This window comes from Sorangium sp. So ce1014 (assembly GCF_051521505.1).
GTDB lineage: Bacteria > Myxococcota_A > Polyangia > Polyangiales > Polyangiaceae > Sorangium.
The window spans coordinates 2,511,269-2,530,549 of sequence record NZ_CP150356.1; the positions used below are offsets into that span (position 1 = coordinate 2,511,269).

The 19,281-nt window shown below is 70.7% G+C and carries 17 protein-coding genes and 1 pseudogene; 11 read left to right on the top strand and 7 right to left on the bottom strand.

Features of this window, described 5'->3' with window-relative positions:
- Nucleotides 1–470: 470 nt before the first annotated feature.
- From WME75_RS09640 to WME75_RS09665, 6 genes are all read left to right on the top strand, one after another.
- Nucleotides 471–1,385 carry an alpha/beta fold hydrolase gene (locus WME75_RS09640; RefSeq protein WP_437488876.1) on the top strand — a complete coding sequence of 305 codons (915 nt, stop codon included), beginning with the start codon at nucleotides 471–473 and terminating at the stop codon, nucleotides 1,383–1,385.
- 586 nt (nucleotides 1,386–1,971) lie between these two features.
- Nucleotides 1,972–2,262, top strand: a complete 291-nt coding sequence (locus WME75_RS09645; RefSeq protein WP_437488879.1) for a hypothetical protein — start codon at nucleotides 1,972–1,974, stop codon at nucleotides 2,260–2,262.
- Between the two features lie 78 nt (nucleotides 2,263–2,340).
- Entirely contained in the window at nucleotides 2,341–2,634 is a 294-nt protein-coding gene (locus WME75_RS09650; RefSeq protein WP_437488881.1) for a MafI family immunity protein, read from the top strand.
- Nucleotides 2,635–2,745: 111 nt separating this feature from the next.
- On the top strand, nucleotides 2,746–3,663 hold the full coding sequence (locus tag WME75_RS09655) for a hypothetical protein (protein WP_437488883.1): 918 nt from the start codon (nucleotides 2,746–2,748) through the stop codon (nucleotides 3,661–3,663).
- Nucleotides 3,664–3,791: 128 nt separating this feature from the next.
- The gene (locus tag WME75_RS09660; RefSeq protein WP_437488886.1) at nucleotides 3,792–3,923 is read left to right on the top strand and encodes a hypothetical protein; all 132 of its coding nucleotides are present in this window, start codon (nucleotides 3,792–3,794) and stop codon (nucleotides 3,921–3,923) included.
- Between the two features lie 287 nt (nucleotides 3,924–4,210).
- Entirely contained in the window at nucleotides 4,211–5,134 is a 924-nt protein-coding gene (locus tag WME75_RS09665; protein WP_437488888.1) for a Rieske 2Fe-2S domain-containing protein, read from the top strand.
- Between the two features lie 39 nt (nucleotides 5,135–5,173).
- Here WME75_RS09665 and WME75_RS09670 read toward each other — a convergent pair.
- Nucleotides 5,174–5,889: pseudogene (locus WME75_RS09670) on the bottom strand (NAD(P)-dependent oxidoreductase).
- Nucleotides 5,890–5,983: 94 nt separating this feature from the next.
- On the opposite strand from WME75_RS09670, the gene WME75_RS09675 reads away from it, so the two are divergent.
- From WME75_RS09675 to WME75_RS09695, 5 genes are read left to right on the top strand one after another with little or no spacing between them, the layout of a single operon-like run.
- Complete coding sequence (locus WME75_RS09675) at nucleotides 5,984–7,396, top strand: DUF692 domain-containing protein (RefSeq protein ID WP_437488891.1); 1,413 nt, start codon at nucleotides 5,984–5,986, stop codon at nucleotides 7,394–7,396.
- Between the two features lie 3 nt (nucleotides 7,397–7,399).
- Nucleotides 7,400–8,143 (top strand): nucleotidyltransferase domain-containing protein, encoded by a 744-nt coding sequence (locus tag WME75_RS09680; protein WP_437488894.1) that lies wholly within the window; start codon nucleotides 7,400–7,402, stop codon nucleotides 8,141–8,143.
- Nucleotides 8,143–9,201, top strand: a complete 1,059-nt coding sequence (locus tag WME75_RS09685; protein WP_437488895.1) for a TIGR04222 domain-containing membrane protein — start codon at nucleotides 8,143–8,145, stop codon at nucleotides 9,199–9,201. Before WME75_RS09680 ends, WME75_RS09685 begins: the two co-directional genes overlap by 1 nt.
- Complete coding sequence (locus tag WME75_RS09690; RefSeq protein ID WP_437488898.1) at nucleotides 9,185–10,594, top strand: hypothetical protein; 1,410 nt, start codon at nucleotides 9,185–9,187, stop codon at nucleotides 10,592–10,594. The genes WME75_RS09685 and WME75_RS09690 overlap by 17 nt, the downstream gene beginning before the upstream one ends.
- Entirely contained in the window at nucleotides 10,587–11,609 is a 1,023-nt protein-coding gene (locus tag WME75_RS09695; protein ID WP_437488901.1) for a TauD/TfdA family dioxygenase, read from the top strand. Before WME75_RS09690 ends, WME75_RS09695 begins: the two co-directional genes overlap by 8 nt.
- A gap of 571 nt (nucleotides 11,610–12,180) precedes the next feature.
- On the opposite strand, the gene WME75_RS09700 is transcribed toward WME75_RS09695, so the two are convergent.
- The 6 genes from WME75_RS09700 to WME75_RS09725 all read right to left on the bottom strand — a co-directional run bounded on the left by WME75_RS09700 (nucleotide 12,181) and on the right by WME75_RS09725 (nucleotide 18,115).
- Nucleotides 12,181–13,254 carry an MBL fold metallo-hydrolase gene (locus WME75_RS09700; protein WP_437494780.1) on the bottom strand — a complete coding sequence of 358 codons (1,074 nt, stop codon included), beginning with the start codon at nucleotides 13,252–13,254 and terminating at the stop codon, nucleotides 12,181–12,183.
- Nucleotides 13,251–13,454: a hypothetical protein gene (locus tag WME75_RS09705; protein WP_437495112.1), complete on the bottom strand. Its 204-nt coding sequence runs from the start codon at nucleotides 13,452–13,454 to the stop codon at nucleotides 13,251–13,253. Before WME75_RS09705 ends, WME75_RS09700 begins: the two co-directional genes overlap by 4 nt.
- A gap of 236 nt (nucleotides 13,455–13,690) precedes the next feature.
- A complete protein-coding gene (locus WME75_RS09710) occupies nucleotides 13,691–14,563 on the bottom strand; it encodes an SDR family NAD(P)-dependent oxidoreductase (RefSeq protein ID WP_437488904.1) in 873 nt (290 codons plus the stop codon).
- The gene (locus tag WME75_RS09715; protein WP_437488906.1) at nucleotides 14,560–15,126 is read right to left on the bottom strand and encodes a TetR/AcrR family transcriptional regulator; all 567 of its coding nucleotides are present in this window, start codon (nucleotides 15,124–15,126) and stop codon (nucleotides 14,560–14,562) included. Before WME75_RS09715 ends, WME75_RS09710 begins: the two co-directional genes overlap by 4 nt.
- Before the next feature lie 225 nt (nucleotides 15,127–15,351).
- Entirely contained in the window at nucleotides 15,352–15,507 is a 156-nt protein-coding gene (locus WME75_RS09720) for a hypothetical protein (RefSeq protein WP_437488909.1), read from the bottom strand.
- Between the two features lie 1,132 nt (nucleotides 15,508–16,639).
- On the bottom strand, nucleotides 16,640–18,115 hold the full coding sequence (locus WME75_RS09725; protein WP_437488911.1) for an RICIN domain-containing protein: 1,476 nt from the start codon (nucleotides 18,113–18,115) through the stop codon (nucleotides 16,640–16,642).
- Nucleotides 18,116–19,281: the final 1,166 nt, after the last annotated feature.

Genomic DNA, 19,281 nt, shown 5'->3' on the forward strand with positions numbered 1-19,281 from the left:
TCCACCACAGGCTCGCCCTGGATCACCGAGGATCGAGGCGAGTCCTGGCAGGCCATCTCCAGCCATCTCCCGCCGACCCACTGCGTCCGGTTCATGGACTGACACCACGTGGTGTTGACGTGCAATCAACGCGGCCAACGCGGCCAACGCGGCCAACGCGGCCAACGCGGCCAACGCGGGTGAACGCTGGCAAGCGCCGGTGTCGGAGATTTGCTTACGTTTTTTTGTAAATAGCGTTTACATGCTTGCCGCGGCCGCCCGCTCATGTGCAGCTTGCTCGGTGGCGCGCCGGTCATGGTCGTCAATCCCGACGACTTCGGCGGTCGCGTCGGGTTGCTTTCTTTCAGCCGTGGCGGCGCTGTGTCCGGGGGACAGCCTCGTGCTCGCGCGCCCTGCAGTGGAGATCAAGAGTCATGACCGACAAGAAGCAAGGAGCACATCCGTCCAGCTCGGACCGTACCCGTCGCCAGGTGTTGAAGCAAGCCGTGGGCCTCGGCGCGGGCCTGGCCGTCGCGCACCTGCTCGGTGGAGAGGCGTCCGCCGCGCCGCGCATCCGCGCCAGGACCTTCACGACCGAGGACGGGGTCGCGCTCAACTACCTGGAGGCGGGCAGAGGCGAGCCGCTGCTCCTGCTGCCGGGGTGGTCCCAGTCGGCGGCGCTGTACAGGGAGCAGATCCTCGCCTTCGCGCGGCATTACCACGTCTTCGTGCTCGACTGGCGCGGCCACGGCGAGTCGGAGAAGGTCGACCACGGCTACCGGATGGCGCGCTTCAGCAGGGATCTGTACGAGTTCATCCGCGGGATGAGGCTCAAGCACGTCACCGCCCTCGGGCACTCGATGGGGTGCGGCGTGCTTTACAGCTACTGGGACAACTACGGGGGACAGTCCCTGGACCGCCTGATCCTTGTCGACGTGGGGCCGGCGCTGACGGCCTGGCCCGACGCGTCCGCGGAAGAGGCGGCCGAGGCAGGGGCCGTGTTCACCCCGCAATCGCTCTACGACACGGCCGCCGGGCTGCGCGGCCCGCACGGGATCCCCACGACCCAGGGCCTCCTGGCCAGCATGTTCAGCCCCGGCTATCCGGCGGATCAGCTCGCCCTCGTTGTCGAGGAGAACCTGAAGCTCCCGCGCGAGTATGCCGCCAAGCTGCTCGTGGAACAGGCCGCGCAGGACTGGAGGGACGTGATCCCGCGGATCGACGTGCCCACCCTCGTCGTCGGAGGCGAGGTGAGCATCTTCAACCCCATTTCCCAGCAGTGGGTCGCCGACCAGATCCCCGGCGCCGAGCTCATCATCTTCAGCGCCGAGGAGGGGGGCAGCCACTTCATGTGGCTCGAGAACCCCGAAAAGTTCAACGAGGACGTCCTCAACTTCCTCTGCTGAGCCACGCCGCCCCTGAGCAGCCGTCGCGCGGGCCCGCGCGGCGGCGTTGCCAGCGCTCTCCTCGTCGCCGGGTCGGCCTGGAGCGGCCTGCACGCTTCGAGCAAAGGGCGCCCCATGGTTCACCGAGAGCTGCTGCCGCCGTGATCCGCGAAGAGAAATGGAGACGCAGACAATGAGACCTCGGTCGAGAACATACGGTAGGCGATTGTGCGCTGGAGCATGCTTCACGCTGCTGGCAGTGACCGTGGGGTGTGGAGGGGCCGCAACTGTAGAGGACGACACTGGTTCAGTAGCGCACTCTGTCGGGGCCGGCGGGGGCTCAGCAGCACCCTCTGTCGGGGCCGGCGGGGGCTCAACAGCACCCTCTGTCGGGGCCGGCGGGGGCTCAACAGCACCCTCTGTCGGGGCCGGCGGGGGCTCAACAGCACCCTCTGTCGGGGCCGGCGGGGGCTCAATCGCATCCCCTGATGCAGGTACGTGGCCAAAAACGGTTACCTTGACGGCGCGGGAGGCCGGGGGCGGCGAGTATGTGCGCCTTTCAGATGGGACCGTGTCTGATGCAGGAGACCTTGGTATCCGATGGGCGATGGTGATTTCTCTTCGGTCTACTGCGGCCGAGTCAATCTGTGAGAGGGGGACGTCCTTCGCGGCGCTGGCGGAGATCCCGACCGACGTGGATGGCTGCTCGAGCTGGACCGCGTTCGCATCCCTGAGCGGGACATCGATCCATGAGAGTGACGAGTCGTACCGCATCGGACTCGGGTTGCTGGTGTGGGACGCGGAGCATGCCGCGCTCTACCGGCTCCGAGTGCTGGGTGATTCGTATGACGTGACCGTCGGTTCAACAGCCACATTCGAGTACGAGCCGGTGCGTTGACCGTCGCGGTCGGATCCAGGGAACCAGCGTGGCCCGTGGTGTTCTGAATTCGCTGCCCAAGAGTAGGTTGGGTGCAGGATGACGAAAGACGCCATCCGTGCGCTGTGCGCCGTCGCTCTTGAGTCCTTCAAGGACGTGCTCCCCCCAAGACTCTTTCGCGATGCGCACGACTGGGTTCACCGGTATGGGGAGTGGGGGCTCGCCATGGAGCACGTCATTGACTGGATCGGCGACCTCGATCTTCCTGTCGACCAGGCGCAATTTGACGCCATCGAGCGGGCCATGGCCGCGATGGGCTGGGCTGAGAGCTCAAGGATGAGGTGGCTCCGTGAGTATTTCGCGGCTCAAAACCCTCGGCCGAAAGCGAGATGACCACGTACCTCAGCGCCGCTCCGCCATGGCGCCGCCACCCCTGAATTGGCTCTCGCCTCGCGTTCTCCCGTCGTTTGATGTCGGCATGGGGTGTGCTCGAGGCCGAGCGTCATGCCGACGCTCGAGCACAACGCCCTCGTCGAGATGTTCCGTGAGCACCCGGAGCTCGCGCCCCGCTTGCTCGCGACGCTCTTCCACCTCGAGGTGCCGCCGCACGCCTCGGTCGCGGTTGTCGAGTCGTCGCTCGACCAGCTCCTCCCGGTGGAGTTCCGCGCTGACCTGGTGCTCGAGCTTCGAGACGCGAGCGGCACGCTCGTGCTGGCGATCGTCATCGAGGTCCAGCGCGACGTGGACCCGGACAAGAGGTTCTCGTGGCCGACATACGTCACGGGCGTGCGCGCCAGGAAGCGCTGCGGCACGGTCGTCCTCGTGGTCGCGCCGGACGCCGGCGTGGCTGCCTGGGCGACGGAAACCATCGACCTCGGCCTGGGCCTCGGCAGCGTCGAGCCGCTGGTGCTCGGTCCGGCCGTCGTACCCGAGATCACCGACCCGGCCGACGCGGAGAAGGAGACTGAGCTCGCCGTGCTCTCGGCGGTGGCGCACGGCAACGGGCCGAACGGGCTCACCGTGGTCCAGGCGGCGCTCGTTGCCCTCGGCCGGCTCGACCAGGAGCACGCGACGGTCTACTTTCAGGTCATCTGGAACGGGTTGCGTGAGCCGATGCGGCAGGCTCTGGAGGCGTTGGTCATGGAACGGCAGATCGAAGGCGAGGCGACATTTCCCCCGTTCGTGCAGAAGCTCATCGACCGCGGCAAGCTCGAGGGCCTACGTGAGGGCAAGCTCGAGGGCCTACGTGAGGGCAAGCTCGAGGGCAAGAGGGGCACGCTGCTGCGGCTGCTTGCCCGTACAGGGATCGTGCTCACAGAGAGCGAGAGCGCGCGCATCCAGGCATGCACGGACATCGCTACCCTCGACCGCTGGATCGATAACGTCCTTGGGGCGAAGACCGCCACGGAAGTGCTTTCCTGACGGTTGATCGCTGCGACTCAACAAGGCGATTCACCCGACGGCGCAGCATCCCGAGCGCCGTCGCCCTCCCGCTCGCGACCGCGATCGAGGGCGCATGGCGCCTCCTCGGCGTCCGCCGGACGCCGCCGATGACCGGCCTCGCCGTCTCCAGGGTGTCGCGCTCCGTGACCGTGAAGACCGACCGCGCCCGCGCCGAGCTCGGGTATGCGCCCGTCGTCGGCGTGGAAGAAGGACTGGAGCAGCTCTCGGCGGCGCGCTGACAGGGAATGCGCCGCGGGCGGTGAACCGCGGGGATCCCGCGGGCGGCGATCGTCCGAGAGCTCGCGGGCGGGCAAGGTCAGGCGGCGGACACGCGATGTACGCTGGAGCGCGGCTGCCCGCTCCGGCGCGCGAGGCCCGCAGGAGCCGGCTTGGCAGTACCTCGACGCGCCCGGGTCTCGTAAGATGGTGAGCTCATGCCGCGACCGCCGGCACGACCCGACCCCATCCCCCGTCGCTGCACGAGCGCCCGGGCGACCCTGACAGACGCGGAGCCGAGGAGACCCACGTGAGCGCTCGAATCCCCCTTCAGCCGTTCCCGACAGGCTGGTTTCAGGTCGCGTCTTCGGAGGAGCTGTCGACGGGCGGCCCCCTCCCGCTCCGCTGCTTCGGGCAGGATCTTGTGCTGTTCCGGACGCAGGAGGGCGAGGCCCGTGTCCTCGACGCCCACTGCCCCCATATGGGCGCCCACCTCGGGGTGGGAGGCCGCGTCGAGCAGGGCGGGATCCGGTGCCCGTTCCACGGATGGGTGATCTCCGGCCAGGGAGTGTGCGTGCGTATCCCCTACGCCGACACGATCCCCCCGAAGGCGAGGATCCGCTGCTGGGAGGTGCGGGAGCTCGACGGCGTGATCCTTGTCCATCACGCCCTCGGCGGAGAGCCTCCCGCGTTCGAGATCCCGCCGCTCCCGGAGGCGCGGTCGACCGAGTGGTCCCCGGGCATGAGCAAGCGCTGGAGGATCCGGACGCACGTCCAGGAGACGCTCGAGAACATCGTGGATCCAGCCCACTTCGTCGTTGTGCACAGCATGCCGGCGCCGCCCCGGACCGAGGTCGAGTTCGAGGGCCACATCATCCGATCCCGCTCGGCGGTGAAGCAGAAGGGCCCGGGCGGCCAGGTGGTCGACGGCACGATCACCTGGGAAGGCCACGGCATGGGGTACGGGACGATCCGCTTCACCGGGATCGTCGAGCTCCTCTTCGTGAACACGGTCACCCCGATCGACGACGAGCTCATCGACGTCCGCGTCGCCTTCTGGCTGCGCAACGACGGCGCGCTACGCCTGGCTCAGGCCCTCGCCGCCGAGGTGTGCCGGCAGATCGAGGAGGACATCCCGATCTGGGAGAACAAGATCTATCGCCCCCAGCCCGTCCTGTGCGCCGGGGAAAAGGGCATCATGACGTTCCGCAAGTGGAGCAGCCAGTTCCTCTGAGCGCCTCTCCGCCGCGGAGCACGCCGGCCATCGGCGCCCTCAGGGGGGTGAGGGCGCTGTGGCCAGCTGATTCAGGGGACGGAGCGCCTTGCCGTCGAGGAATGCGCGGATGTTCTCGGCCGCCTGGCCGTAGAGCAGGCGATAGCCCTCCTCGGTGACATAGCCGAGGTGCGGTGTGATCACCGTGTTGTCGAGGGCGAGCAGCGGATGATCCTCGGGCAGCGGCTCGGGCTCGAAGACGTCGAGCCCCGCGCCGGCGATGCGCCGCTCGCGCAGGGCGGCGAGGAGCGCCGCCTCGTCCACGATGGGGCCGCGCGAGGTGTCTTGCCCTTCAGGCCGAGGCCGAGCGTCGTCTGCCAGCGGCCCTCGCGTGCGACGCGGTCCTCGCGCGGGATGTGCCGGACGAGGGCGAGGATCAGCCCCCAGGTCAGCTCCGCCGTCGGGTAGGGCAGCATGTCGGTGCCCGAGACCTGGACCCCGCGCGCGGTCGCCGCCGCGAGATCGATCGACGCGTTGCGCATGCCGGCCGTGACCAGCAGCCGCAAGCGCGGCAGCCTCTCGAGCAGCGCGCGCGGAAACGGCGTGCGCTCGCGCAGGAGCACCGCGCCGTCGAAGGGGCCCAGCCGCTCGGCCAGGGCGTCGAGATCGTCGAGGTGGTCGGCGAAGGCCTGCACCTCCGCCGCCGGATGGAGGCTTTGCCAGTCGGCCATCCGGAGCGCCACGCCCTGGTAGTCGTCGAGGATCGCCACGCGCATCGTTGCTGACTCCTGCATCGGGTGCTCTCCCCTCCTAGCCGATTCCGCGCTGTCGCGAACCCCTCCGCCAGGGCAAACTGCGCGGGGTCCTCGAGTGCTCGAACGCTCCCCCAGCTCGCCCCTCACCGCCGCTGGCGCCGCCGGCGCCGCCTGCGCCGTCGGCATCGGATTCCGCCCCGAGATCGCCGCCGATCTGCTCGCCGCGCCTGCGGCCGTGGACTTCGTCGAGGTCGTGGCCGAGGCCTGCTTCTCCAGCCCGGCCGCGCGGCGCGAGGCCTCGGCCATCGCGCGCATCTGGCCTGTCGTGCCCCACGGCGTGAAGCTCTCGCTCGGCAGCGCCGCGGGCGTCGACCTCGATCGCGCCCGCCGCCTCGGGGCGCTCTGCCGGGAGCTCGCGGCCCCCGTCGTGAGCGAGCACGTCGCCTTCGTGCGCGGCGGCGGCCGCGAGATCGGGCACCTCACCGCCCTGCCGTACACGCTCGAGGCGGCCCGCGTCGTCGCGCGGAACGTCGCCGCCGCCCGGCGGGCGCTCCCGGACATCCCCCTCCTGCTCGAGAACGCCGCGCGCACGCTCCGCTTCCCCGACGACGCCCTCGAGGAAGGGAGCTTCTACGCCGAGGTCGCCGCCCGCACCGGCTGCGACCTCCTCCTCGACGTCGGCAACGTCTACGCGAACGCCGTCAACGCCGGCGTCGATCCCGGAGCGCTCGTCCGCTCGTATCCGCTCGATCGCGTGGCGATGATCCACATCGCCGGCGGCGCCCGCGAGCACGGCTTCTACTTCGACACGCACGCCCACCCCGTCCCCGCGCCCGTCTTCGCCCTGCTCGCCGCGGTCCTCGCGCGCACCGGGCCGGTCCCGATCCTCCTCGAGCGCGACGGCGACTTCCCGCCCTTCGCTGCCCTCGCCGACGAGCTCGCGACCGTCCGGGAGCTCGCCCGGGCCGCGCCGCCCCGTCCAGCGCCGCCCGCCTCGCGCGCAGCTTCGTTGCAAATTTCCACCGGCGAGCCGCCCGCCGAGGCCCCGGCGCTCGCCGCGGTCCAGGCGCGCGTGGCCGAGCTGCTCATCGCCCCGATCGAGCCGTCGCCGGCCGACGTGCGGCCGTTTGCGGCCGAGGAGGTCGCGCGATCGCGCGCGATCCTCCAGCGCAAGCGCGTCGACGACGCGCTCCCGCTGCTGCCGCGCCTCGCGTCGCACCGCGAGGCGGCCGCGCGCCTCGGGGCCCGGTGCGTCGAGGCGTCGCCGCGGGCCCCGCGCCTGACCGCGGTCGCCGACGCGCTCCGGATCGCCGCCGCGGCGGAGGCCGACGCTCGCCTCGCGCCCGAGGCGATCGTCGATCGCCTGCTCCTCCGCGCCCGCTTCGTCGGGCCCGCGGGCGACGGGAGCGTGCGGCCCAGGCTCCTGCCGTTCATTCGGCGGGAACGGCTGCCGGGAGGTCGGGTAATCTGGGCGATCAAGGGGATGGGCTCGAGCGCCGACGTCCGGCTGGTCGAGCCGCGAAGATAGCCTATGAAAGAAGGATCGATCGCCACGGGGAGCGCCGTGTCCGGGTTGCCGGCGCCGGTGCAGGCGCGGCTCGTCGAGCTCCAGGAGAGCCTGGAGCGGGTGCTCGGCGACGCGCTGGAATGCCTGCTCGTCTACGGCAGCGCGGCGCGGGGCGGCTACCGCGACGGCCAGAGCGACGTGGACCTCATGGTGGTGCTCAAGGAAGCGTCCCGGGAGAGCCTCGACGCGATCGCCAACGCGCTCCGGCTCGCGCGCTACGCGGCCCGCGTCGAGGCGATGATCCTCACCGCGGCCGAGATCCCGCGGGCCGCGGACGTGTTCCCGCTGCTCTACGACGACATCCGCCGGTGCCACGTGCTCCTCGCCGGCCGCGACCCGTTCTCGGCGCTGGTGATCGACGGGAAGAACCGCCGCCTGCGCGTCGAGCAGGAGCTCCGCGAGGCGCAGATCCGGCTCCGGCGCGCGGTGGTGGACGGGATGGGCTCGGACGACGCCCTGCGGGGCGCTGTCTTCCGCAAGGTGAAGCAGATCCGCGCCCCGCTGCACGCGCTGCTCGGCCTGCGCGGGATCGACGTGGACGACGGTCTCGGCGCGGTGCTCGCCGGCGCGGGCGAGCTGCTCGGCGCCGACGTCGCCCCGCTGGAGCGGATCCACGAGGCGCCGGGCGCGGCGTACGAGGCGCTGGCGGCGCTGCTCGCGCGCGCGGTCGATGACGTCGATCGGCTCGAGCACGAGGAGGCGGCGTGATGATCCACGAGATCTTCGACTTCTTCCCGTTCAACATGGAGTCGGGGCCGGAGTTCTTGCTCTTCTATTTCGTGCTCTCGGCGGCCGGCCTCTTCTTCGCCGTGCTGGTGCGAAAGGCGATCGGCGCGTCGCTCGATCGCTCGGGGCCGCCGGGCGGCGCGCCGGCGGCCGCGGCGGCCGGGGCGGGCACGCCCTACCGCTTCCACGCGCAGCCGCCGCCTCGGCAGCGGCTCTCGGTGGGCTGGATCCCGCAGCCGGACGAGTACTGGGCGATCGCGTACCTCCGGGACGAGAACAAGGGCGTCGCGGCCACGCTGATCGCCGTCGCGATGGCCGCGGGGTGGCTCGTCCCCGCCGGCGGCGCGACGGGCGAGCCGGAGTCGTTCCAGGTGCTGGGCGGCGCCCCGCCGCGCGACCGGGTGCTCTCGGCGTTCTTCAGCGCGCTCTCCTCGAGGGGCGCCGCGGGCGGGACGCTCTCGGTGTCGCAGGTGCGCGCCTCCGCCGACCAGATCGCGGAGCGGTTCAAGCAGGAGATCCGCGAGGAGCTCGCCGCCGCCGGGATGATCCGCCCGCCGGGGACCGTGGTGATCCTCTCGGCCGTGGTCTGGGCGGTGGGCATCGGCCTGCTCGGCGTGGGGTTGATCCGGGTCCTTCGCGCGGAGGAGCTCAACCGGCCTCACACGTTCCTGGTGATGGAGATGCTCGCGCTCCTGTTCGCGACGTGGATCGTGGCGAGGAGCACGAGCGCGTACTCGGCCTCGAAGGCGGCTTATCTCGAGTGGATCGAGGACTCGACCGTCTCGCTCCGCGCCGACGTCTCCGGCGGCCGCCGCCGGGAGGCGGTGGACATCGGCTTGACGGTGGCCGCGACCGGCACGGCGGCGCTCGCGCTGTCGCCGCTCTTCGGGCCGATGGTCTACGCGATCACGCCGCCCGTCGTTGTCTCGACGGGGGGCGGCTCGTCCGGCGGCTCGGGCTGCAGCTCGTCGAGCTGCAGCGGCGGCGGCGGCTGCGGTGGCGGCGGCGGCTGCGGCGGTGGCGGTGGCTGCGGCGGGTGACGCGTGCTTCGAGGTGCTCGACGCCCTCGGCCTGTGCCGGCTCACCCGGCGCACCGGCGACCTCGACGGCGCGGTGCCGCTCCGGGTGGCCAAGGCGTGCGTGCCGCTCCTCGAGGGCAACGCGTTCGGGCATCAGATCACGCTGGCGTGGCCGATCGAGGTGCAGCGGCGCCTCGGGTCGCTCCGCGCCGAGCCGGCGGGCGAGCACCGCGAGGCGCTGCTCCGCGCCCACCGCGCCGCGCTGCCCCGGCTCGTGTCGCAGGGCTTCCTGGCGCCGGAGGGGGCGTGGCACCGGGCGCTGCGCGGCGGTCTCGCCTGGACGTGCCGGACGGGTCTGGGGCGGCCCCGCCTGCGGCTGTGGACCGGGCTGCTGGTGCGCCCGGACCCTGGCCTCTGGCTGCGGGTCGCGGGCGCGGCCAACCGCCGCAACGTGCTGATCGAGGTGAGCGAGGCGTACCTCGCCGACGACAGCGCCTTCGTCCCGCTGGTGGTCGAGCTGCGCGTCCGCGACGAGGCGCCTCGGAGCCTGCGGCTCGAGGGCGAGATCGGCTGCATCGCGCCGGTGCGCCCCGACGTGCAGATCGAGGCCTGCGCGCTGGCGGACGATCCCGAGGTGGGGCGGGCGCACGCGGCGTTCTATGACGCGAGGTACTTCGCGGCGAAGAAGGGCGAGGTGACCCGCAAGTACCGGCGCCTCGTGGGAGGCAAGGCGGGCGAGCGGAAGGGGACTGCGGGCGAGGGGAGCGCGGGCGAGGGGAGCGCGGGCGAGGGGAGCGGGGGCGAGGGAAGCGGGGGACCGGCGCGCGTGCGGCTGGTGGTCGCCGGGCCGGCGGCGCCCGAGATCGCCGAGGTGACCGAGGTCACGACCGCGGCCGGGCCGGATCCGGTCCCGTGGCGCGGGGGGGCTCGGCGGCTCGCGTCCCTCGTGGTGAGGAACGCCGTCCCGTTCCGCGCGACGTTCGACGGGCACACGCTCGCCGTCGCGCCGGAGGCGCCACGCCTGGCCGAGGGGGCGGCCGCGGTGGAGCGCACCTTCGCCCGGGTCTTCGGCGAGGACTTCATCGCCGCGAACCGCGGGGCGCTCTGGTACCTGACGAAGTACTTCACGCCCCATCCGCCGGGCGAGCCGCACTTCTTCGTCAAGCCGTGGGCCTTCCTCCGGACGCCGCCGGGCTGGTCGAGCCTGCTCGATGGCATCCACGGCGAGGGCTACGACGTGATGCGCGGCGTGGTCGCGACCGACGTCTTCTTCGCGACCCCGGCGGTGTTCCACGTGCGCCGGATCGGGGCGCCGATCGAGGTGCCCGAGGGCGCGCCGCTGCTCCGGGTCGTGCCCGTCCCGCGCGATCTGCTCCGGGCCGGGTTCCGCGAGGCCCGCTTCCTCGATGCGTGAGCCCGGGGCTGAGCGCGGTCCGGCGCGGCTCCTCGACGAGCTCGCGGCGCGCGGCTTCTCGGTCCTCCGCGGCGACGCCGCGCTGGCCCCCGAGGAGGCCGCGCGGGCGCCGTGGAGCTTCGCCGAGCGGCTCCTCGGGGCGAGGCCGCGCCTTGTCGAGCGGCAGCCGATCAAGGCCGTGCCGGGGGGGAGGTCGTTCGCCGCGAGCTCCGCGGCGGCGCCGCTCCACACCGACAGCCAGTGCTTTGCGGGCGCGCCGCCGGCCGTGCAGATCATGGCCTGCGTCCGGCCCGCGGAGCGCGGCGGCGGCTGCCTTCTGCTCGACGGCTGGCCGCTGCTCTCGACGATCGAGCGCGCCGATCCCGAGCTCTTCCGCGCGCTCTTCACGGTGTACCGGCGCATCCCGTTCGTCTTCGGTGATTTCTTCGGGCCCACGGTGTCGCTCCGCGACGGCGCCCTCGCGCTGACGCACGCGCCGGTCGTGCCGCCGGGGGACGCCATCGCCGCGCGCCTCGCGCCGTTTATCGAGGCGTCGCGGCGCGAGGTGATCGAGCTCGCGCTCGGCCCGGCGGACCTCCTGGTCGTCGACAACCGGCGCATGCTCCACGGCCGCCGGGCGTTCGAGGGCGGCGCGCGCGAGTTCGTGCGGCTGCTCGTCTGGATGGAGGCGCGGCTCCCGTCGCCCCCCGCGTTCCACGCGCTGGCCGCCCAGGTCGCCGACGCGGCCTCGCGCCGCCTCGCCGCCGCGCCGGAGGCCGCGCGGCGGCGGCTCGGCCTCGGCGCGCCGCCGTCGCCCGAGGCCCGCCGCCGCCTCGGGCTGGTCCTGGAGATGCTGCGCGGCGTCCCGCCGGGCGTCCTCGCCGCGCGCGAGCGCATCCCGGAGCCGGCGCTCTACCGCCTCCGCGACGCGGCGCTCGCGGCTGCCGAGTCGGCGCTCTCGGGCGATGCGGAGGGCGCGGAGGGCGCGGACGACGGCGCGCTGGGCGAGGCGATCGCGCGGATGAGCCGGGGGTGAGCGACGCGTGCGCCGGCCGGCAGCCGGGTTCCGCGCGTCAGAAATCCCGCCAGAAACACCGCTCGATGACGACCGGCCGCCGGAAAATAAGCGGCCCGTCCGATGGGCGTACGTCTTGCCGCCCACGATCGCGAGGGGCGGGAACGACTCTTTCGCTACGGCGCTCGGCCACCCTTCGCGATCGAGCGCTTCTCGGAACTGGCGGACGGGCATCTCCGTTGGCCGAAACACCCCGGTGAGCCGGCGGCGGACCGAGTCCCGTGGGACATCTCCCGGGCGGTACTTTCCAGAGAGGAGGCCCATCGCTAGAGGCATGAACCCGACTGGAGTGACTCCGAGCTCCCGACACGCGTCAAGCGCGCCATCGAACTCCGGGCGACGGTACCAGAGCGAGCTCTGTGCTGCCGAAGAGGTTTGATGTACTTGTTCTTCCACCACGCGGCGGTGCCTACGCGGAGGCGCGAGACGAGGACGTTCGTCTTGCCCAGACGCACCTTCTCCGTCTCGTCCAGGGCAGCCGCAGTTCTCGATGGGACATTGGTTGAGTTGGACATCGGGTCACCCGTAGCTGTTACGGGGGCGGTTGAAGCTGCTCGGCCAAGGGGCGGAAAGGCGCCTCCCTCGACTTGAGGTCTCGCCACCACGGCGTTGGGGCATCGAGCTGCGAGGGCTCGACGACCTGGCCGAGGCTCGGCGTGACAACCCGTAGGCCCTGTTCGGCCGCGAGTCGCACGAGCGTCTCCGCAGGCTCATCCCACGCGTGGAGCGCAAGATCGAAGGTACCCCAGTGCACCGGCAGCAAGGTCCCGCCGCCCAGCATCTGCAACACGTCGAGCGCGTTCTCGGGCCCCAGGTGAATGGCCTCAAAGCCTGGGTGGAACGCGCCGATCTCGAGCATGACGAGGTCGAACGGCCCGTACATCTGGCCCGTCTCGCGGAACTGTTCGGTCAGCCCCGTGTCGCCCGAGAAGAAGACCTTGTGCCGATCTGACTGGATGACCCATGACGACCAGAGGGTCGCGTCCCGGTCGCTCAGGCTGCGACCTGAGTAGTGCTGGCTTGGGGTCGCGATGAAGCGTAACCCGCGAACGTCGCATGATTCACCCCAGTCGAGCTCGTGAATGCGCTCTGGCGCAATTCCCAGCCGCTCGAGGTGCGACCCCACCCCAAGCGACGTGACGATCGGGATCTCCGGCATGCGAGCGAGACCGGCGATCGTGGTCGCACACAGGTGGTCGTAGTGGTCATGGGAGAGCACCACGGCATCGAGCGGAGGTAGCTCTCCGAGCCCTGCCGGCACGGGGTGAAAGCGCTTCGGGCCCGCGAAGGAGACCGGGGATGCCCGCTCGCCGAAGACGGGATCGGTCAGGACTCGATGGCCGTCGATCTCGATGAGCACGGTGCTGTGGCCGAGCCACGTCGTGCGGAGCCCGGAGCTGACCGGACGCCCCCATGCTTCGTGGGGGCGCGTCGTCGGCAAGGGAGCTTTCGGTCTACGTCGAGCCCCCCCGAAGAGGAGCTCGGGGAGCATCGGAAGGACTCCGGTCGTCGACGCCCTCCACGGACCCAGCGGGTTACGAAAGACGTCGCCGTCGAACTGCCTCGACGAACGAACTCGTTCCAGACGAAGACCATGAAACCTCATGCGTTGCCTCTCGCCGCCCGAGCCGCCGCCTCGGCGCCGAGCTTCTCGCTCGACGTCCACAGGTCGGCCGCGAGCTTCGGATCCATCGCCTGCTTCTGCGGGGTCACCGGCCGTCGCTTCGAGATGTACTCGCCCTTGAGCGACGCCGCCTCCGGCGAGGTCGGCGTCTTCGCGAGGTCGAGTTTTCCGCGCGCCTGCATGGAGCTTGAGGTCGACACGACGCGCGCGCCGGGGGTCTTGCGGATGAGGGCAAGCAGCGACGTCGTGAACAGGAAGCTCGAACCCGTCGGGCCCTATCGTCGGCTTCTTGAAGGTGGCGCCCGCGTTGTTCACGAGGACGTCGAGCCGATCGTGCTTGGCCTTGAACTCCTCGGCGGCGCGCTTCACATCGGCCATCCGCGACAGGTCGCAGAGAAGGATGTCGAGGTTCGGGTGCTCACTTGCTCTCCTTGGGAAAGTGGGGACGCAGAGCAGCGGCAAAGAGGAGGTCGAGTATCCGGTCGGGCAGGATGCGCACCAAGGTGAGGAGTGCGGCCTCGCGGCCGACGGTGTAGCGAGTGCGCGGCTTGCGCGCCGTCACTGCCTTGGCGATCACCTTGGCCGCAGCGTCAGCGGGCAGGCCCGACTTGGTGTGGTAGGCGGTCTGCGCGATGATGGCTTGCACCAGCCCGCCGTAGCGCTGGCTTTGCTCGGGCGTCATGGTCGACGCCACCTCATGGGCGCTGGCGATCGCCCGGCCGGGCATTTCCGTTCGCACGGCGCCCGGTTCGACCACGACCACCTGGACGCCCAGCGGGGCCATTTCGCGTCGCAAGGAGTCACTGACCGCTTCGAGCGCGAACTTCGTGCCTGCGTACGGACCATAGGTGGCCATGGCGACCTTGCCGCCCACGGAGCTGATGTTGACCACGCGACCCTTGCTGCGGATCAGGGCCGGCAGGAGTGTCTGGGTAACGGCGATGTGGCCGAAGAGGTTGACCTCGAACAGGCGTCGCCACTCGTCGATCGCGAAGACCTCGACCGGTGCGTTGACCGCCATGGCGGCGTTGTTTACCAGGGCCCGCACTGCCCGGCCCTGCGGGTCCCCGTGCACCCGAGTCGCCAGCGCCCGGATGTGGTCCGGGTTGGTGATGTCGAGGATCAGCGGCTCTATACCTGGCCCCCGGATTGCGTCGGCGTCCCGGTCGCGCCGGACACCCGCGAGGACGTGGAACCCCCGCCGAGCCAGCTCGCGTGCCGTGGCCGCGCCGATGCCGGTAGACGCACCGGTTATAATGACGATCTCTTGGATTTCAGGTGACGCTGTCATGGCCGCGCTCCTTTCTTCGACGAACGAGGAGCGAAGCGCGCTGCGAGGAGCTGCGTCCGCTGCTCCAGCACCTCCATCGACGGTCGGTCCGAGAGCAACCCGTCGAGCGAGAGGAGGAAGACCTCGGCGCTCGCCTCATCGCCCAAGATGGCGCCCACGCACTCGAGCGTGATCTTGCGATAAAGTGCCTCGCTCTCGGGATCGATGCGCTCGCACGCCTCGATGAAATCGCTCCCCATCGGCGCCCCGACCATCTCAGCCCAGGGCTCGAGCGCCAGCAGACGGCAGACGCTGAGCAAGCGCTCATAGGCGCTCCCCGGGCCGTTCGCCGCCTCCTTCGCGGCGGGGTGCCGAGAGACCAGCCAGTCCACGAATACGGCCCGGTAGATGTCTTCTTTGTCCTTGAAGATCCGGTAGAGCAGCGTGCGCGAGAGGCCGGCGCGCTTGGCGATGTCCTCGAAGGCCGTCTTCGCGAAGCCGAAGTTGAGGAAGCACCAGCGCGCGGCGGTCAGGATCCTCGCGCGGCGGGCGGCCGCCTCGTCGTCTGTCGTCGTCGCTTGCATGAAGACAGTGTGACAATTTGTGCATCAACTGTCAACACGTTCCCGATGGTTTCAAGACTGGGCAGTCGGGGAGGTCTGTCTGCCGGCTGCCGGCCTTGCGGATGTCCCCCTCGCCGTCGCCGCGCGGCTTTGTCCACCCCGGAGGCGAGGCGCGCGGTCCAGCTGCTCGGTGCCCAGGTGGCGTTGGTCTGGCCCGGGAGGCGCGTCGCGAGACGCTATGCGGCGTCACCGGGCGCCTTGCGGCGCAGAACGGTGCTCTTCCAGTACGGCGGCCGCCGCGTGGACGCTGGGAGAGCGAGCTGGGACGTCGGTCGGCTCGCCGAGCGCGGAGAGGAAGCGGGCGATGTTCCTTGGCTCGGTCACCATGGCAACGAGCTTCATCCGCCCCTTGCAAGTTGGGCACTCGAGGACGTCGATCGCAAATGTGCGGCGCAAGAGCTCGGCGCGGTTTGTCGACCGCCCGGACGGCGCTCGTAGACGACGCCCGTGGTGCGAGCCGCGCTGGCCACACGGCGCCGACACCGTACGCCGCACGCCACGCGGTGAGGGCGCGTTTTCGCCGCGAATTTCGACAACCCGCTGGGCTATCGCCCATGGCGGCGCCATGGCGGAGCGGCGGGACGGGGGGCGGCGGGCCGCGACGCTCGCTGCCGCGGCGGCGGAGGAGGCGCTCGCCGAGCCCCCGGCTCGCGCTCGATATGTCGGAGCGCGAGAACGCAGAGCGCGAGCGCGCAGCGTTGCAGGAGGAGATCATCCGGGTGCAGCAGAGCCGGCTAGCGGAGCTGTCCACGCCGATGATCCCGATCACCGAGCAGGTGATGGTCATGCCTCTCATCGGGACCATGAATGAGCAGCGTGCCGGGCACGTGCTTGAATCTGCGCTCTCTGGCGCCGAGGCGCATGGTGCGCGTGCCGCCTCCGTGCCAGCATGCAGGAGCCTCTTCGCCACTCGTTTTCCCATTGCTCCCCGCGACGTCGGCAGTTCCGCCATGGCGGCACCATGCAGCATCGCGGCGAGAGGGTCGTCGCCTGCGCACGCCGCCGCGCTTGTCTCCCGGCACAGGCCTGGTGCTTGCCGGCATCATTATCCGGATGCCTCCGGGGCGCTGCGGCACGCAACCGCCGCGCGCGGGCGATCCGAGTAGAGCCTGCGGGCACTGGCGAGCGACAGGGCTCCGGCAGCGAGTCGACGCGAGCGGCGGGCTCGACGTTCGGCCCAAGCTTGGGAGCGCCCTCTGCCGCCGCGTCGCCCGCGGTGAAGGGCCCGCGGCGTCACCGATCGGGGTCGGCGCCTGGCCCGGCGGCAGAGCGCCGAACGAGTCTCTCAACTTTGGCGAGGTGAGATTGAAGCAGGGTATCCATCGCGTGGTCGACGGATTGCAGGAATACCCTTCCCTCGCTTCCTTGCCCTTTTGCACCTGCTTCGACAGCTCACGGGCGGGGCGGGGCGACGCGGCGGCTCGGGCGGGCGCGTCTGCCGCTGCTCGATCCGCCGCGTCGGCGGGGCGCGAGGTCAGAATTGCGTGAAGAAGTTCCAGATGGCCGAGCTCGCGAAGCTCGGCGTCTGGTGGTCACCGGCAAACTCGCAGCGGTGCACCGGGTATCCCTCCCGGCACCCTTGATAGGCGACGCACGAGCTGGGGCCCACGGGGCTCGTCTCGGTGCTGCAGCCGTTCTTGCGCACGAAGACGTCGAGCGCCGCCCTTCCGGCCGAGACGGGGACGACGCTGTCGGACAGGCCGTGCGACATCCAGACGGCGACGGGCTGGGTGTTGGACTGGTTGCAGCCGCTGTAGAGGGCGCCGGACATCGGCGCGATGGCTCGGAAGACGTCGGGCATATCACAGCCGATCGCGTTCGACATCATCCCCCCGAAGCTCCACCCGGTCGAGAAGACGCGGCTCGTGTCGACGCACAGGTTGGCTTCGAGGGAGTCGACCATGGCGCGGGCGAAGGCGATGTCGCGCCCGCCCGTGTTGGCCCATCCGTTGTCGATGCCGTTCGGCGAGACGAAGATCGCGCTGCCGTTCGCCAGCGCCTTGAGCCCATAGTACCCGTTGTTCACGACGTCGTTGGCCGATCCGCCGCGCCAGTGCCAGCCGAACACCAGCCGATGCGCCCTGTTCGGGTCGTAGTTCGCCGGAATGTCGAGCACGTACTGGCGCGTGGTGCCGTTGACGTTGATGGTGCGGCTACCGCTGGTGAGGGAGGTGGGAATGCCGCAGCCGGCGCTGCGCGCGCCGCCGGAGCTGCCGCCACCACCGGAGCCGCCGGAGCCGCTGGTGCTGCCCCCGCCGCCGGAGCCGCTGGTGCTGCCCCCGCCGCCGGAGCCGCTGGTGCTGCCCCCGCCGCCGGTGCCGCTGGTGCTGCCCCCGCCGCCGGAGCCGCTGGTGCTGCCCCCGCCGCCGGTGCCGCCGGTCCCCGAGCCCACGGGCGTGAGTCGGAATTGCTGATTGGTGCCGCCGTTCGACGCCCATTGAATCACGGCGGTGCCGTCCGCGGTGCCGCGGCCGTAGACGTCCAGGGACTTGCCGCTGTGGCGCGCGGTGAGGCGCACGACGCCGCCGGCGACGTCCGTGAACGACCACTGCTGGTTTTGCCCGGTCCAGCAGGAGTATTGCTGGATGGCGGCGCCGTCGCTGGTGGAGGCGCCCGCGACGTCCATGCAACGGTTGCTGTTGACGTTGCGGATGCGATAGTAGGCGCCGCCTGCCGATTCCATGCGGAACTGTTGCCGCGTCGAGCCGTTGCAGCTGGCGATCTGCATGGCCGCTGCATCAGCGGTGCTGCCTCCAGCCACCTGCACGCATTTTCCACTCTGGGCGCCGACGATCGTGTAGACCGCGCTCGTATCGATCGTGATGGCGCCCTCGAGCGAGCCTGCCTCCTCGATCTCGGCGTCGTACGCCCCCTCGGGGCCGACGACGCACGACACGGCGAGGATGCCCGTCGCCGCCGCAAGCAAGCTCTGCTTGGTTCCGAATCTCATCTTGTTCTCCTCGTCCTGTTAAGTAAGTGAAACTGGAATCTTCTTACTGCTCAACGCTGCTCTTGCGTAGGTCGGGGTCGCTCGCCGCGCGCTCAAGGCTCCCGCGCTGGACATTGCCGCTGCGGACGAACGTCGAGATGCGCGCAAAGTGAATAAATTTGCTCAGCGTGCGCCGGGCAACACGATAATCGTGCTTATTGTTCCGGGCTGGCATGTCCGTCAAGCCGATTGTGCATCGCGAGCGGGCCTGATCCTCATGAAGGTGCGATAAGCAGTAGCCACCACATCATCGAGCACTGGTGTTGCCGTACAGCACAACCAGACGTTCACGGTGCAGCCCCCCGGAGAGGCCTGCTGCTGGGCGGGATACGTCGGGTCGCTTCCGGGGTTCCCGCCGCTGCCGGCTCCACCGGGGTCCCACCGCCGCTGGGACCGTTGCTGCAACCAGGGTCGCCGCTGGCCAGGACCGCGATCCCAGCCGCGAGCAGCATGACCGATCGCTACTTCATGACTGTCTCCTGGATGCGCATGACGGCCCATCCGGAGCGAAGCAAAAGCGCAACGACCGGTCGCCAGTGTGAGCGTTCACATGATCGATGTCAACTTGGATCGACAAGCCCTCCGCGCGACTGGCGAGGTACGCGCTGCTGTGAGCATCCACAATTCCACTCAGCCAGCGCGCTCGCGTGCCCGCCGCTCGCGGTTCCTCGCCGCCCGCGCCGTCCGGCTCGCCAGGATCTCCGGCGACGGCGTGCGCCCTGGTGCGGCACCAGCTCCGCGCGGTGCTCGCCCGCGGTGAAGGGTTCGTGGCATCAGCGGTCCCACCCTACGGCCACGCTGCGCGCGCTGGTTCACATAGAGAACCTTACATGACCGCCTCAGTCGGCGGGATCGCACCGGCGCAGCACGGACGGACCTGCGCGGCCGAGGCGCGGGCCAAGGGCAGCTTGGCCACGGCGGGATCCAGCCCCGTAGAATCAACCGTTCGCTGGCCAACCAACGTCCCGGCGCCCCGCTGCACGGCGCCGTTGCGCTCCACGAGCCCGCTCGGTACTCTCGGGGGAAAAATGACGTCCACCGCGCCGCAGGGCTGCTGCGAGAGGAGCCATGTCCACCGTTCGGCTCCCCTCTGACCAGAGCCCTGCCTCCGCCGCCGCTCCCTCCGG

Excerpts from the sequence above, each read along its gene's own strand:
- WME75_RS09645 (WP_437488879.1), top strand. The coding sequence starts at position 1,972 with ATGGTGATTTCTCTTCGGTCTACTGCGGCCGAGTCAATCTGTGAGAGG.
- WME75_RS09650 (WP_437488881.1), top strand. The coding sequence starts at position 2,341 with ATGACGAAAGACGCCATCCGTGCGCTGTGCGCCGTCGCTCTTGAGTCC.
- WME75_RS09655 (WP_437488883.1), top strand. The coding sequence starts at position 2,746 with ATGCCGACGCTCGAGCACAACGCCCTCGTCGAGATGTTCCGTGAGCAC.
- WME75_RS09660 (WP_437488886.1), top strand. The coding sequence starts at position 3,792 with ATGACCGGCCTCGCCGTCTCCAGGGTGTCGCGCTCCGTGACCGTGAAG.
- WME75_RS09680 (WP_437488894.1), top strand. The coding sequence starts at position 7,400 with ATGAAAGAAGGATCGATCGCCACGGGGAGCGCCGTGTCCGGGTTGCCG.
- WME75_RS09685 (WP_437488895.1), top strand. The coding sequence starts at position 8,143 with ATGATCCACGAGATCTTCGACTTCTTCCCGTTCAACATGGAGTCGGGG.
- WME75_RS09695 (WP_437488901.1), top strand. The coding sequence starts at position 10,587 with ATGCGTGAGCCCGGGGCTGAGCGCGGTCCGGCGCGGCTCCTCGACGAG.
- WME75_RS09700 (WP_437494780.1), bottom strand. The coding sequence starts at position 13,254 with ATGAGGTTTCATGGTCTTCGTCTGGAACGAGTTCGTTCGTCGAGGCAG.
- WME75_RS09705 (WP_437495112.1), bottom strand. The coding sequence starts at position 13,454 with ATGCAGGCGCGCGGAAAACTCGACCTCGCGAAGACGCCGACCTCGCCG.
- WME75_RS09710 (WP_437488904.1), bottom strand. The coding sequence starts at position 14,563 with ATGACAGCGTCACCTGAAATCCAAGAGATCGTCATTATAACCGGTGCG.
- WME75_RS09715 (WP_437488906.1), bottom strand. The coding sequence starts at position 15,126 with ATGCAAGCGACGACGACAGACGACGAGGCGGCCGCCCGCCGCGCGAGG.
- WME75_RS09720 (WP_437488909.1), bottom strand. The coding sequence starts at position 15,507 with ATGAAGCTCGTTGCCATGGTGACCGAGCCAAGGAACATCGCCCGCTTC.
- WME75_RS09725 (WP_437488911.1), bottom strand. The coding sequence starts at position 18,115 with ATGAGATTCGGAACCAAGCAGAGCTTGCTTGCGGCGGCGACGGGCATC.